This window comes from Pseudomonas sp. CG7, from assembly GCF_023701885.1.
Lineage (GTDB): Bacteria > Pseudomonadota > Gammaproteobacteria > Pseudomonadales > Pseudomonadaceae > Aquipseudomonas > Aquipseudomonas zanjanensis.
In genome coordinates, this window is sequence record NZ_JABAEE010000024.1 from 46,709 (window position 1) to 60,513 (window position 13,805).

Here is a 13,805-nt window from a genome sequence, read left to right on the forward strand (position 1 = left end):
GAATAATCCTGTGAGAGCGCAGATTATCGCCATTTTTGCCAAGACCACCTGGAATGGGCCTCTCGAGCAATTAAAACCCCTAATGGACGCTTCAAATCCTTCATTAACAACGGAATGTTGTCATGCACTGATCCAGATCAGCTATTCAAACTTCAAATCGACTTCGCCTGATGACTCTCTTCTCCTGCATTGGAGTCTCGTACATGTCTGATACGCCCGGAAAACTTCGATTGGGTGCGTTGGTTGCATTGGTCGTCGGCTCAATGATCGGCGGGGGAATCTTTTCCCTGCCACAAAACATGGCAGCCAGTGCCGATGTCGGCGCCGTGCTGATCGGATGGGCCATCACCGCCGTCGGCATGCTAACCCTGGCCTTCGTGTTCCAGACCCTGGCCAACCGCAAGCCTGATCTGGACGGCGGCGTGTATGCCTACGCCAAGGCCGGGTTCGGCGACTACATGGGGTTTTCGTCGGCCTGGGGCTACTGGATCAGCGCCTGGCTGGGCAACGTCGGTTACTTCGTGCTGCTGTTCAGCACCTTGGGCTACTTCTTCCCGATCTTTGGTGAGGGCAATACCGTCGCGGCGGTAATCGGCGCCTCCGTGCTGCTGTGGGCGGTGCATTTCCTGGTGCTGCGCGGGATCAAGGAAGCCGCATTCATCAACCTGGTCACCACCGTCGCCAAGATCGTGCCGCTGGTGCTGTTCGTGCTGATCGCCCTGTTCGCTTTCAAGCTCGAGATCTTCACCCGGGACATCTGGGGCACGATGAACCCGGACCTGGGCAGCGTGATGAACCAGGTGCGCAAGATGATGCTGGTCACCGTGTTGGTGTTCATCGGCATCGAGGGCGCGAGCATTTTTTCCGCCCGCGCCGAGAAACGCAGCGACGTCGGCAAGGCCACCGTCATCGGTTTCATCACCGTGCTGCTGTTCCTGGTGCTGGTGAACGTGCTGTCCCTGGGCATCATGACCCAGCCTGAACTGGCGAAGTTGCAGAACCCGTCCATGGCCGCCGTGCTGGAACATGTCGTCGGGCATTGGGGTGCGGTGCTGATCAGCGTCGGCCTGATCATCTCGCTGCTCGGCGCCCTGCTGTCCTGGGTATTGCTGTGCGCCGAGATCATGTTTGCCGCCGCCAAAGACCACACCATGCCCGAGTTCCTGCGCCGGGAGAACGCCAACCACGTACCGGCCAACGCCCTGTGGCTGACCAATGCGATGGTCCAGCTATTTCTGGTCATCACCCTGTTCTCGGCCAGCACCTACCTGTCACTGATCTACCTCGCCACCTCGATGATTCTCGTGCCGTACCTCTGGTCGGCGGCCTATGCGCTGCTGCTGGCGGTGCGTGGCGAGACCTATGAAGGCTTCGCGGCCGAGCGGCGCAAGGACCTGGTCATCGGGGCCATCGCCCTGATCTATGCGGTGTGGCTGCTGTATGCCGGCGGCATCAAGTACCTGCTGCTCTCTGCCCTACTCTACGCCCCCGGCGCGATCCTGTTCGCCAGGGCCAAGCGCGAGTTGGGCAAACCTATTTTCACCTCTGTCGAGAAGCTGATTTTCGCCGCGGTGGTCGCAGGCGCCCTCGTGGCCGCCTACGGGCTCTACGACGGCTTCCTGACCTTGTAGTTGGCTGATTGTTTTAACGGGAGGATGTGTAATGACCACGGAAAAAGTGAAGTACGGCGTTCATTCCGAAGCCGGCAAACTGCGTAAAGTCATGGTCTGTTCCCCGGGCCTGGCCCACCAGCGGCTGACCCCGAACAACTGCGACGAGCTGCTGTTCGACGATGTGATCTGGGTCAACCAGGCCAAGCGCGACCATTTCGATTTCGTCACCAAGCTGCGCGAGCGTGATATCGATGTGCTGGAAATGCACAACCTGCTGACCGACATCGTCGCCATCCCCGAAGCCCTGGACTGGATCCTCCAGCGCAAGATCAGCGCCAACTCGGTGGGCCTGGGCCTGGTGAATGAAGTCGGTTCGTGGCTGCGCAGCCTGGAACCGCGCCACATCGCCGAATTCCTCATCGGCGGCGTCTCGGCCGATGACCTGCCGGACAGCTTCGGTGGCAAGACTATCCAGATGTTCCGCGACTTTCTCGGACACTCCAGCTTTATCCTGCCGCCGTTGCCCAATACCCAGTTCACCCGCGACACCACGTGCTGGATCTACGGCGGCGTGACCTTGAACCCGATGTACTGGCCGGCGCGCCGACAGGAAACCCTGCTGGCCAGCGCCATCTATAAATTCCATCCGGAGTTCACCCACGCGGCCTTCCAAGTCTGGTATGGGGACCCGGACCAGGACCACGGCAACGCCACCCTTGAAGGCGGCGATGTCATGCCCATTGGCAACGGCGTGGTGTTGATCGGCATGGGCGAGCGCTCGTCCCGCCAAGCCATCGGCCAGTTGGCGCTGAACCTGTTCAAGCACAACGCGGTGGAACGGGTGATTGTCGCCGGCTTGCCGAAATCCCGGGCCGCCATGCACCTGGATACCGTGTTCAGTTTCTGCGACCGCGACCTGGTCACGGTATTCCCCGAAGTGGTGAGCCAGATCGTCGCCTTCTCCCTGCGCCCTGACGAGAGCAAGCCTGGCGGCATCGACGTGCGCCGCGAGGACGGCAGCTTCCTCGACACCGTGGCCGCCGCCCTCAAGCTACCCGCGTTGCGAGTCGTGGAAACCGGCGGCAACAGCTTCGCCGCCGAACGCGAGCAATGGGACGACGGCAACAACGTCGTGGCGGTGGAACCGGGCGTGGTGATCGGCTATGACCGCAACACCTACACCAATACCCTCCTGCGCAAGGCCGGCGTGGAAGTCATCACCATCAGCGCCAGCGAACTGGGCCGGGGCCGGGGCGGTGGCCATTGCATGACCTGCCCGATCATCCGCGACCCGATCGATTACTGACTTCGAGCCGAGGCCGTTCCTTATCCGGAATCGGTCTCGGGGATAACCTACACCAGAGGAGATCCACACCATGGCGTTCAACATGCGCAACCGCAGCCTGCTGAGCCTGATGCACCACACCAACCGCGAGCTGCACTTTCTGCTGGACCTGTCCCGCGCCCTCAAGCGTGCCAAGTACACCGGCACCGCACAGCCGCACCTCAAGCGCAAGAACATCGCGCTGATCTTCGAGAAAACCTCGACCCGCACCCGCTGCGCCATTGAAGTCGCCGCCCACGACCAGGGCGCCCACGTCACCTACATCGACCCGGTGTCGTCGCAGATCGGCCACAAGGAAAGCATGAAAGACACCGCCCGAGTCCTGGGGCGGATGTTCGACGCCATCGAATACCGTGGCTTCGAACAGGAGATCGTCGAGGAGTTGGCCACGTTCGCCGGGGTGCCGGTGTTCAACGGCCTGACCGCCGAATTCCATCCCACCCAAATGATCGCCGACACCCTGACCATGCGCGAACACAGCGACAAGCCGCTGCATGACATCAGCTACGCCTACCTGGGCGATGCCCGCTACAACATGGGCAATTCGTTGCTGATGATCGGCGCGAAGCTGGGCATGGACGTGCGCATCGGCGCGCCAAAAGCCTTGTGGCCGCACCAGGATTTCATCGACCAGTGCCAGGCCTTCGCCGCCGAAAGTGGCGCCCGCCTGACCATCACCGAAGACCCGAGGGAAGCCGTCAAGGGCGTGGACTTCATCCACACCGACATCTGGGTGTCCATGGGCGAGCCGGTTGACGCCTGGGATGAGCGCATCGAGCAATTGCTGCCCTACCAGGTCAACGCGCAGATGATGAAGGCGTCGGGCAACCCACGGGTGAAATTCATGCACTGCCTGCCGGCGTTCCATAACAGTGAAACCAAGGTCGGCAAGGACATCGCCGCACGCTACCCGAACCTGGCCAACGGCGTGGAAGTGACCGAGGAGGTGTTCGAATCCCCGGCCAACATCGCCTTCGAGCAGGCGGAAAATCGCATGCACACCATCAAGGCGATCCTGGTGGCGGCGTTGGCGGATATCTAGAACCCACTGTGGGAGCGAGCTTGCTCGCGATGGCGAAGTGTCAGCTTGCATTGATGTTGGATGTGCCGCTGTCCTCGCGAGCAAGCTCGCTCCCACAAGGGAATCAGGTTGTTCGATCCATTTTTTAAAGGACAGCACCATGCGCATCGTCGTTGCCCTGGGCGGTAACGCCCTCCTGCGTCGGGGTGAACCCATGACCGCAGCCAATCAACGCAGCAACATCCGCACCGCGACCGAACAGATCGCCAAGATCCACCCCGGCAACCAACTGGTCATCGCCCACGGCAACGGCCCGCAAGTCGGCCTGCTGTCGCTGCAGGCGGCGGCCTACACCTCGGTCACGCCGTATCCGCTGGACGTGCTCGGCGCCGAAACCGAGGGCATGATCGGCTACATCATCGAACAGGAACTGGGCAACTTGCTGGACTTCGAAGTCCCCTTCGCCACGCTCCTGACCCAGGTTGAAGTGGACGCCAACGACCCGGCCTTCCAAACCCCCACCAAGCCCATCGGCCCGGTCTACAGCCGGGAAGAAGCACAGGCACTGGCCGCTGAAAAAGGCTGGGCCATCGCCCCGGACGGCGCCAAGTTCCGTCGCGTGGTCGCCAGCCCCAGGCCCAAGCGCATCTTTGAAATCCGCCCGATCAAATGGTTGCTGGAAAAAGGCAGTATCGTGATCTGCGCCGGCGGTGGCGGCATCCCGACGATGTACGACGCCGACGGCAAGCTGCAAGGCGTGGAAGCGGTGATCGACAAGGACTTGTGCTCGGCGCTGCTGGCCGAACAGCTGGAACGCGATCTGCTGGTGACCGCCACCGACGTCAACGCCGCGTGCATCGACTTCGGCAAGCCGACCCAGAAAGCCATCGCCCAGGCCCATCCCGACGAACTGGAGCGGCTCGGCTTCGCCGCCGGTTCCATGGGGCCGAAGGTGCAGGCTGCCTGTGAATTCGCGCGCAATACCGGCAAGGTCGCGGTGATCGGGTCGCTGGCGGACATCGATGCTATCGTCCAGGGCACCGCCGGCCCGCGCATCAGCACCGCGACGCCGGGCATTGTTTATCGCTAACGGGAAAACTTATGCGGCAGGCACGGTGTCTGCCGTTCTCCATGCCTTCGAAGGAGAGTCGTTTATGGCCACGTTCAAACCCGGTCACCTGCACATGGAACGCCATGCGCTGAACAAGGATGATTTCAGCTACAACCTGTGCATCGACTACAAGCTCGATCAGAACGACAAGGGCGAGACGGGCATGTCGTTCCAACTGCACGGCACGGTGGAAGAAAAAACCCTGGACGAGACCTTTTTCCTGGCCAAGGACCAAGCCTTCGACTTCGCCCGCCATGCCACGCGCATCGCCCAGAAATACGGCCTGCCCAAGGCTGCCAGCATCGGTTCGATGCACAAGTACTACGACGAAATGTTTGAAGACGTGCGCCACCAACTGGACGTCAAGCCGGGCGACCCGATGAAGCCGGAGCACCTGGAATAACTGGCTGGGAAACGCTGCCATTCCTGACATGAAATGAACCTGTGGCGAGGGAGCTTGCTCCCGCTCGGTTGCGCAGCGACCGCAAGAGCTTGGGGCCGCTGCGCGGCCCAGCGGGAGCAAGCTCCCTCGCCACAATGAAGCAGGGCTTCAGCCTTGAGGCCTGGGCCCCAACAGGGGAATATCAGTGTTCTGAATATCGGGTTACACACAAAGCCTGCCTGGCTGGCAACTCGCTATAGCTGACCTATGCTGAATACAGTACCCCCGGGTATTCGTTCAGAGGTCACCGCCATGAACATCAAAACAAGAAGACGCCTCGCCATTTTCGTCACTTGCGCCGCTACGCTTGCGCTGTATGGCACTGCGGCCTACCGGGTCGAGCAGGCCAGGCAACTGCCCCGTGAATATGCCAGCTGCAATTTCGAACGCTGCATCCCCCATAGCGCAACCCTGAACGCCCTGCGCTGAGGCGTGGTCAGTCGTCCTGTTGATCGGTCTTGAGCCGGTCCCGGAACGCCTTGGGCGAGATACCGACGCGCCGACGGAACAGCCGAGTGAAGTTGGTCGGGTCGGAAAACCCGAGCAGTTCGGAAATCTCGTAGATGGTCATGCCCGTGTAGGTGAGCAGGCGCTTGGCTTCCAGCAACTGGCGCTCATGCATGATCTGCAACGCTGGCTGCCCCGCCAGTTCGCGACAGGTGCCGTTGAGGTGCGACACGGAAATGCCCAGGCGATGGGCCAGGTCTTCGACCTTGACGTGCTCGCGATAGGTTTCTTCCACCAACTGAATGAAACCGTTGAGGTACTCCCGGGCCCGTTGCGGGCGCTGGGCCTGGGTGTGGCGCTGCATCACCTGGCGGCTGACCCAGACCATGATCACGCTGACCAGCGCATGCATCAGCATTTCCCGGGCCGGTTGATGCCCCATGTACTCATTCTGCAAGGCGCTGAACAGGCTGTTGAGGTACTCGGCATTCTCAAGGGCCGGGTAGCTTTCGGCCTGGGCCAGCACATTGACCGAATGCCCCAGCTGCGCTTGCAGGTGCGTGACCAGCGGCGCCGCCAGCGTCACCACGTAACCTTCCACATCCTCGGAAAAACGAAAGCCATGGACCGACAGCGGCGGCAGGATCTGCACGGCCGGCTCGGTGAGTTGCGTGCGCCGGCCTTCGATTTCCAGTTCCGCCTGGCCCTTGAAGACAAACAGCAACTGGCACAGGTCGGCGTGCCGATGGGGCTTGATTTCCCATTGATGCTCGCGGCTGCGCTTGGAGATGGTCTCGCAATGCAGCAGATCCGGCGTCGGCCATTCCTGGCGCTCACCGTAGAGCTTGAACACCGGGATCGAAGGCAGGTCAGGTTTTTTCATAACGTGGATCCGGGCCTGGGGTTGCGGGCGATAATCGCACCAATTGGCGAAAAGAACAGGTATCGGCTCAGTTTTCCCCTTCAACTGACAGGTCCGCAAGCGAAAAATGCAGGCACTCGGTCCATAACAATCAACACCGACCCTGGTCGCGTGCTTCGTGCGAGTCATAAGAACAATGAAAACCCTCAAGACCCAAGTCGCTATCATCGGCGCCGGCCCCTCTGGCCTGCTGCTCGGCCAGTTGTTGCACAACGCCGGGATCGACACTGTCATCCTCGAACGCCAGGCCCCGGACTATGTCTTGGGTCGCATCCGCGCCGGTGTGCTGGAGCAAGGCATGGTCGAGCTGCTGCGCCAGGCCGGCGTTGGCCAGCGCATGGACGCCGAAGGCCTGCCCCATGACGGCTTTGAACTGGTGCTCAACGATCGGCGGGTACACATCGACCTCAAGGGCCTGACCGGCGGTAAAAACGTCATGGTCTACGGCCAGACCGAAGTCACCCGTGACTTGATGGCCGCCCGCGAAGCCGCCGGCGCCCGCACCCTGTACCTGGCCAGTGACGCCCAGCCCCACGACATGCAAACCGAACACCCCTTCGTGACCTTCGAACATGAAGGGCAAGCCTGGCGCCTGGACTGCGACTACATTGCCGGTTGCGACGGTTTCCACGGCGTGGCCCGCCAGTCCATTCCAGCGGAAAAGCTCAAGGTCTTCGAGCGCGTCTACCCGTTTGGCTGGCTCGGCGTACTGGCCGACACCCCGCCGGTGCACGAGGAGCTGGTCTACGCGCGGCACGACCGCGGTTTTGCCCTGTGCAGCATGCGCTCCAAGACCCGCACCCGTTATTACCTGCAAGTCCCCGCCGAGGAACACGTCGCCGACTGGCCGGACGAGCGCTTCTGGGGTGAACTGAAAAACCGCCTGCCCGCCGACCTGGCCGACGCCCTAGTGACCGGCCCCTCCATCGAAAAAAGCATCGCGCCCCTGCGTAGCTTCGTGGTCGAACCGATGCAGTATGGGCGGATGTTCCTGGTGGGCGATGCGGCCCACATCGTCCCACCGACGGGGGCCAAGGGCTTGAACCTGGCGGCCAGCGATGTCAGCACGCTGTTCAACATCTTGCTCAAGGTCTATCGCGACGGCCGTGTGGACTTGCTGGAACAATATTCGGCCATCTGCCTGCGACGCGGGTGGAAAGCCGAGCGGTTCTCCTGGTGGATGACGTCGATGCTGCACCGCTTCGACGACGACGCCTTCAACCAGCGCATCAGCGAAGCCGAACTGGAGTATTTCCTCGACTCCGAGGCCGGTCGAAAAACCATTGCGGAAAATTACGTCGGGCTTCCTTACGAGGCTATCGAATAGCCGCCTATCGACTTAAACTGCGGGCTTCGTCCCATTCGCCTCTTTGGCGCGACGCCCGCAGGTTCTGTCGTGACTCAGCTCAATACGCACCAAGCCCCAAAACCGGCCATCCGCAGCGTACTGGTTGCCCTGATGCTGGCGATTTTCCTCGGTGCCCTGGACCAGACCATCGTCGCCGTCTCGATGCCGGCCATCTCCGCACAATTCGCCGACGTCAGCCTGCTGGCCTGGGTGATTTCCGGCTACATGGTCGCCATGACCGTGGCGGTGCCGATCTACGGCAAGCTCGGTGACCTTTATGGCCGCCGACCGCTGATGTTGTTCGGCATGGGCCTGTTCACCCTGGCCTCGCTGTTCTGTGGCCTGGCGCAAAACATGGATCAACTGGTACTGGCGCGGATTTTCCAGGGCATCGGCGCCGGCGGGAGGAGTTCGGTGAGCCAGGCGATCATCGGCGACATCATCCCGCCCCGGGAGCGGGGTCGCTACCAGGGGTATTTCAGCAGCATGTACGCGGTGGCCAGTGTGGCCGGGCCGGTGCTCGGTGGCTACATGACCGAATACCTGTCGTGGCGCTGGGTGTTCTGGGTCAACCTGCCACTGGGCCTCGTGGCCTGGTGGGTGGCCCGGCGCACCCTGGTCGGGCTGCCAATACCGCAACGCACGCCAATCATCGATTACCTGGGCACCGTGTTGCTGATCATCGGCCTGACGGCATTGTTGCTGGGGATAACCCAGGTCGGCCAAGGCCATGCCTGGCACAGCCCTGAAGTGCTGGGGTTGCTGGGTTGCGCGGGGGTAGCGCTGGGGATGTTCGCCTGGCACGAGCGCCGGGCTCGGGAACCGTTGCTGCCGATGCACCTGTTCGCCAACCGCAGCGCGGTGCTGTGCTGGTGCACGGTGTTCTTCACCAGTTTCCAGGCGATTTCCCTGACGGTGCTGGTGCCGCTGCGCTTCCAGAGCGTGACCGGCGCCGGTGCCGACAGCGCGGCGTTGCACTTGTTGCCGCTGGCGATGGGGCTGCCGATCGGCGCGTATTTCGCCGGCCGCCGAACCTCGGTCACGGGGCGCTACAGACCGATGATCCTCAGCGGCGCCCTGCTTTTTCCATTCGCGATCCTCGGCATGGCCTTCACCGCGCCTGACGCGCTCTGGCTCAGCAGCCTGTTCATGCTGCTCAGCGGCATCGCCTCTGGCATGCAATTCCCCACATCGCTGGTGGGTTCGCAAAACGCCGTGCAGCAACAGGACATCGGCGTCGCCACCAGCACCACCAACCTGTTCCGCTCCCTCGGCGGCGCGGTGGGCGTGGCCCTGATGTCGGCGTTGCTGCTGGCCCTGCTGCAGGATTCAAGCTTCGCCCAGCTCACCGGTTCGTCGCCGCTCGGCGAAGGGCATTCCGGCAACGTCTTGCTCGACGGCCTCAATGCTGCCCCGGGCGAGGCGCAGCATGCCTTGCGCCAGGCGTTGCAGGCGACGTTCCGGCATTTGCTGCTGATCAGCGCGGCGGTGTCGCTGCTGGGGTTGGCCGCAGCGGTGGCGATGCCTAATCGCCTGTTGCGGGGGCGGGATGACAAGGCTGGATAACCTGTAACACACCACCTCTGTGGCGAGGGAGCTTGCTCCCGCTGGGCCGCGAAGCGGCCCCAAAAATGGTGCGGTCGCTGCGCAACCGAGCGGGAGCAAGCTCCCTCGCCACAAAAGCATCGTTGTCACAAACTCTCACTAGGCTGTCGCCACCACCCCCTCCGGCACCACCACTGCACTCATCCCATCCTTCATCCGCTTGGCATCGCGCACGAAGCAGCGTGACGCCAGGAACAGGAACACCATGGTCAGGAGCAGTGCCACCGGGATCAGGTACATCGCGTCGTGCAGGCCGATGGCCTTGAAGGCTTCGGTCATCTGCGGGGCGCCTGCGGTCGCCATGGCCGTGCGGGCGAAGTAGTCGGACAAGCCGCCCACCACCACCGGCCCCAGGCCGCCGCCGAGCAAATACAGCCCGGCAAAGTACAACGCCATCGCCGTGGCGCGCAGGCGCGGCTCCACCACGTCCTGGATCGCGGTGTAGACGCAGGTGTAAAAGTTATAGGCAAACAGCCAACCCACACTGAACACCGCCACGAACACACCGATTTCTATGCGCCCGGCATGCAGGGCCCACGCCGTGGTGACCGTCGAAATCGCCAGGCTGAACGCGGCAAACAGCAGGCGGCCGTAGGGCACGCGCTGGTGGATCTTGTCTGCGACCCAGCCGCCCAGGGTGAGCCCGAACAAGCCCGTCACGCCCACCATGATCCCGGTCGCCACGGCCGCCTCGTGCAGCGGCATCAGGAAATAACGCTGCAGCATCGGCACCAGGAATGAGTTGCAGGCATAGGTGGCGAAGTTGAAGCACAGCCCCGCCAGCACCAGCCAAAGAAAGGTCGGAATCGCCAGCACCCGGCGGACCGGCTTGTCGATCTTTTCCTGGGACACCTGCACGGTTTCCGCCGCGCCGCGCTTGGGCTCCTTGATGAAAAACATGAACACCGCCAGCACCAGCCCAGGCACCGCCGCGATGAAGAACGGCGCGCGCCAGCTGTCGAAGGCCTTGACCATCGCGCCGATGGTGAAAAACGCCAGCAGCAGCCCCAGCGGCAGCCCGAGCATGAAAATGCCCATGGCCCGCGCTCGACGATGGGCCGGGAACAGATCGCCAATCAAGGAGTTGGCCGCCGGCGCGTAGCTGGCCTCGCCGATGCCGACGCCCATGCGCACCACCAAAAACGCCCAGAAACTGCCGACCAGGCCGTTCACCGCCGTCAGCCCGCTCCAAGCCGCAAGCCCCCAGCCCATCAATTTGCTGCGCGAACCGTTATCGGCCATGCGCCCCAGGGGCAGGCCGGCAATGGCATAAACGATGGTGAACGCGGTGCCGATGATGCCGATCTGGAAGTCACTGAGGCTCCATTCCATGCGGATCGGCTCAATGATGATCGCCGGGATGGTGCGGTCGAAGAAATTGAACAGGTTGGCCAGGAACAACAGGAACAGAATGCGCCAGGCATTCGCCGCGTGGGTCGAGTTCTGCATGGGTCGGTCTCTTTTTATTGTTTTGGGGCTTCATTGCCAACGCGCTCGAGCCCGGAACCGACAATCTAGGCATGCCCGCCAGCGCTGTCTGTAACTATTCGCAGGGCTGATATCCATCCATGGCAGCGGTTATCTCCAACAATGTTTTTTCAAGCGTTCCAACCGCTATTTCCAACCCTGAAACCAAAATGCTACTACGCTACGTTGGATACCGTGCAACGCCACTGACATTACCCGTGCTGGCCAGTGCCCACCGCGAAGGCCGGATTACCAAGGGATGGAACGAGCTATGGAGTGGCTTGGTTTACATTTCATGACCGACCTGCCCGCAAGCGGGCAGGTCATACTCGATTGCAGCCATAACCCTTTCCTGGTGTTACTGGCCTATCTGGTGGCCTGCACGGCCAGTTTCGCCACGCTGGATATGACCGAACGGGTCGGGAACGTGACAAAAACCGCGTCCCGCCGGCTCTGGCGCTGGGTGGGCGCCGGCTGTCTGGCGGGCGGTATCTGGTCCATGCACTTCATCAGCATGTTGGCGTTCCAGGCACCGATCGAAATCCATTATCACCTGCCCACCACCCTGCTCTCGCTGTTATTTGCCCTGACCGCCTCGTGGCTGGCCATGCACACCCTCAGCCACCCTGAGCTGAAATTCCGGCAGTACCTGCAGGCCGCGGTGTGGATCGGCCTGGGCATTGCGATCATGCACTACGTGGGCATGGCCGCCCTGCGATCCAATGCGATGATCTACTACCAACCGGCCCTCTTCGCGCTCTCCGTCATCATCGCCATCGGTGCCAGCCTGGCCGCCCTGCTGATTGCCAGTCACCTGCGCGATGGCACCGGCATCGTCCATAAACAGCTCAAATACATTGCCAGCCTGGTACTCGGGGCCGGCATCGTCAGCATGCATTTCACCGGCATGGCGGCGCTCAGCCTGGTGCTTCCCGAGGGCAACCTTCATTCGCCGTCCGGCGGCAACAATCACCAGCAAATCGGGCTGACCGTCGCGCTGATAACGCTGCTGATCATCGGCAGCAGCATCGGTGCCGCACTGGCGGACAAGAAGCTGCAACACAAGGAGCACGATCTGCAGCGGGTCAACACCCTGGTCAGTGAACTGGATCAGGCACGTCTGTCGCTGCAACAGGTGGCCCACTACGACCCCTTGACCAAGCTGCTCAACCGCCGCGGCTTCAACCAGGTCTTTGCCGAAAAGCTCATCGAGAACACCCGCAAAGGCGGCATGCTGGCGGTGATGTTTCTCGATATCGACCACTTCAAACGAATCAATGACAGCCTGGGCCATGATGCCGGCGATGAACTGCTCAAAGCCCTGGCCAGCTATATCAAGGCCTCGGTGCGCAGCCAGGATGACGTGGTGGCGCGTTTCGGAGGCGACGAATTCTGCCTCCTCACCAGCTTGCAGGACCGTGAAGAAGCGCGGCTGATGGCTCAGCGAATCATGTCCAAAATGAAAGAGCCCATCGAATTGTCAGGACGGCGCGTGGTCATGACCACCAGCATCGGCATCAGCCTGTTTCCGGAAGATGGCAAGACATGCGAAGAACTGCTGAAGAACGCCGACCTGGCGCTGTACCAGTCCAAGGACAGCGGCCGTAACGGGCTGCATTTTTTCAGTCCACACCTTACGACCCGCGCCACTCTGGAACTGCAGCTCGAAGAAGAGTTGCGTTACGCCCTGCGCAAAGGCACCGGGTTGATGCTGTATTACCAACCGATCTATGACTTGAGAGTCGGTCGTGTTACCAAACTTGAAGCACTGGTTCGCTGGCAGCACCCGGTACATGGATTGCTGACGCCGGATCGGTTCGTTGGCATCGCGCAAGCCAACGACCTGATGACCGAACTGGACAACTGGGTGCTGCGCAAGGCCTGCGAAGACTTGGGCGCATTGTCCCACTGCGATTGCGCAACGCTCAGAATCGCCGTGAACTGCTCGCCCCTGAACCTGGCGCGAGAAGAACTGGCTGACGAAATCGAACACACCCTTCGCGTCAGCGGGGTGGCGCCACAGCGACTGGAATTGGAAGTGACCGAAAGCGCGCTGATGGGGGATCTTCCCAAGACCCTCATTCTGCTGCGGCAGATTCGAGCCCTTGGGGTCTCATTGTCGATCGACGACTTCGGCACCGGCTATTCATCCCTGTCCTACCTCAGGCGCCTGCCACTGGACACGTTGAAGATCGACCGTTCATTCATCCAGGACATTGCCACGACGCCCCAGGACATGGAAATCGTCCAGGCTATTATCGTCATGGCCCATGCCCTGCATTTGCAGGTCGTCGCCGATGGCGTCGAAACCTTCGAGCAGTATGACTTTCTCGAAGGCCATGACTGTGACTTCATTCAAGGCTATCTGCTCAGCCACCCGGTACCGCTGGCTGAATTGCCGGCAGTGGTGACCGAAATCAATCAACGCACGCACATGAACAACGCCACCGCCATCATTTAGCCTTCATTGATTAAAGAACAACG

The 13,805-nt window shown here is 61.6% G+C and carries 11 protein-coding genes; 9 read left to right on the forward strand and 2 right to left on the reverse strand.

Annotated elements, in window-relative coordinates:
* The first annotated feature begins 203 nt into the window (after positions 1–203).
* From arcD to HGO40_RS12445, 6 genes are all read left to right on the forward strand, one after another.
* On the forward strand, positions 204–1,631 hold the full coding sequence (gene arcD / locus HGO40_RS12420; RefSeq protein WP_250963240.1) for an arginine-ornithine antiporter: 1,428 nt from the start codon (positions 204–206) through the stop codon (positions 1,629–1,631).
* Positions 1,632–1,662: 31 nt separating this feature from the next.
* On the forward strand, positions 1,663–2,919 hold the full coding sequence (gene arcA, locus HGO40_RS12425) for an arginine deiminase (protein ID WP_250963241.1): 1,257 nt from the start codon (positions 1,663–1,665) through the stop codon (positions 2,917–2,919).
* 70 nt (positions 2,920–2,989) lie between these two features.
* Positions 2,990–4,000: an ornithine carbamoyltransferase gene (locus tag HGO40_RS12430; RefSeq protein ID WP_250963242.1), complete on the forward strand. Its 1,011-nt coding sequence runs from the start codon at positions 2,990–2,992 to the stop codon at positions 3,998–4,000.
* A gap of 139 nt (positions 4,001–4,139) precedes the next feature.
* On the forward strand, positions 4,140–5,069 hold the full coding sequence (arcC, locus tag HGO40_RS12435) for a carbamate kinase (protein ID WP_250963243.1): 930 nt from the start codon (positions 4,140–4,142) through the stop codon (positions 5,067–5,069).
* 64 nt (positions 5,070–5,133) lie between these two features.
* Positions 5,134–5,493, forward strand: a complete 360-nt coding sequence (locus HGO40_RS12440) for a DUF5064 family protein (RefSeq protein ID WP_250963244.1) — start codon at positions 5,134–5,136, stop codon at positions 5,491–5,493.
* A gap of 291 nt (positions 5,494–5,784) precedes the next feature.
* Positions 5,785–5,961, forward strand: a complete 177-nt coding sequence (locus tag HGO40_RS12445) for a hypothetical protein (protein WP_162843733.1) — start codon at positions 5,785–5,787, stop codon at positions 5,959–5,961.
* A gap of 7 nt (positions 5,962–5,968) precedes the next feature.
* Here the strand turns inward: HGO40_RS12445 and HGO40_RS12450 are convergent, their stop codons facing one another.
* Positions 5,969–6,862: a helix-turn-helix domain-containing protein gene (locus tag HGO40_RS12450; protein ID WP_250963245.1), complete on the reverse strand. Its 894-nt coding sequence runs from the start codon at positions 6,860–6,862 to the stop codon at positions 5,969–5,971.
* Between the two features lie 175 nt (positions 6,863–7,037).
* Here HGO40_RS12450 and pobA point away from each other — a divergent pair, with 175 nt between their 5' ends.
* The gene (gene pobA, locus HGO40_RS12455) at positions 7,038–8,228 is read left to right on the forward strand and encodes a 4-hydroxybenzoate 3-monooxygenase (protein ID WP_250963246.1); all 1,191 of its coding nucleotides are present in this window, start codon (positions 7,038–7,040) and stop codon (positions 8,226–8,228) included.
* 69 nt (positions 8,229–8,297) lie between these two features.
* Positions 8,298–9,815, forward strand: coding sequence for an MDR family MFS transporter (locus tag HGO40_RS12460; RefSeq protein ID WP_250963247.1), 1,518 nt, complete (start codon positions 8,298–8,300; stop codon positions 9,813–9,815).
* 138 nt (positions 9,816–9,953) lie between these two features.
* Here HGO40_RS12460 and HGO40_RS12465 read toward each other — a convergent pair whose 3' ends face one another.
* Positions 9,954–11,303: a spinster family MFS transporter gene (locus HGO40_RS12465; RefSeq protein WP_250963248.1), complete on the reverse strand. Its 1,350-nt coding sequence runs from the start codon at positions 11,301–11,303 to the stop codon at positions 9,954–9,956.
* Positions 11,304–11,592: 289 nt separating this feature from the next.
* Between HGO40_RS12465 and HGO40_RS12470 the strand changes: the two genes are divergently transcribed.
* Entirely contained in the window at positions 11,593–13,782 is a 2,190-nt protein-coding gene (locus tag HGO40_RS12470) for a putative bifunctional diguanylate cyclase/phosphodiesterase (RefSeq protein WP_284739085.1), read from the forward strand.
* Positions 13,783–13,805 lie beyond the last annotated feature (23 nt).

Excerpts from the sequence above, each read along its gene's own strand:
- arcD (WP_250963240.1), top strand. The coding sequence starts at position 204 with ATGTCTGATACGCCCGGAAAACTTCGATTGGGTGCGTTGGTTGCATTG.
- arcA (WP_250963241.1), top strand. The coding sequence starts at position 1,663 with ATGACCACGGAAAAAGTGAAGTACGGCGTTCATTCCGAAGCCGGCAAA.
- HGO40_RS12430 (WP_250963242.1), top strand. The coding sequence starts at position 2,990 with ATGGCGTTCAACATGCGCAACCGCAGCCTGCTGAGCCTGATGCACCAC.
- arcC (WP_250963243.1), top strand. The coding sequence starts at position 4,140 with ATGCGCATCGTCGTTGCCCTGGGCGGTAACGCCCTCCTGCGTCGGGGT.
- HGO40_RS12440 (WP_250963244.1), top strand. The coding sequence starts at position 5,134 with ATGGCCACGTTCAAACCCGGTCACCTGCACATGGAACGCCATGCGCTG.
- HGO40_RS12445 (WP_162843733.1), top strand. The coding sequence starts at position 5,785 with ATGAACATCAAAACAAGAAGACGCCTCGCCATTTTCGTCACTTGCGCC.
- HGO40_RS12450 (WP_250963245.1), bottom strand. The coding sequence starts at position 6,862 with ATGAAAAAACCTGACCTGCCTTCGATCCCGGTGTTCAAGCTCTACGGT.
- pobA (WP_250963246.1), top strand. The coding sequence starts at position 7,038 with ATGAAAACCCTCAAGACCCAAGTCGCTATCATCGGCGCCGGCCCCTCT.
- HGO40_RS12465 (WP_250963248.1), bottom strand. The coding sequence starts at position 11,303 with ATGCAGAACTCGACCCACGCGGCGAATGCCTGGCGCATTCTGTTCCTG.
- HGO40_RS12470 (WP_284739085.1), top strand. The coding sequence starts at position 11,593 with ATGGAGTGGCTTGGTTTACATTTCATGACCGACCTGCCCGCAAGCGGG.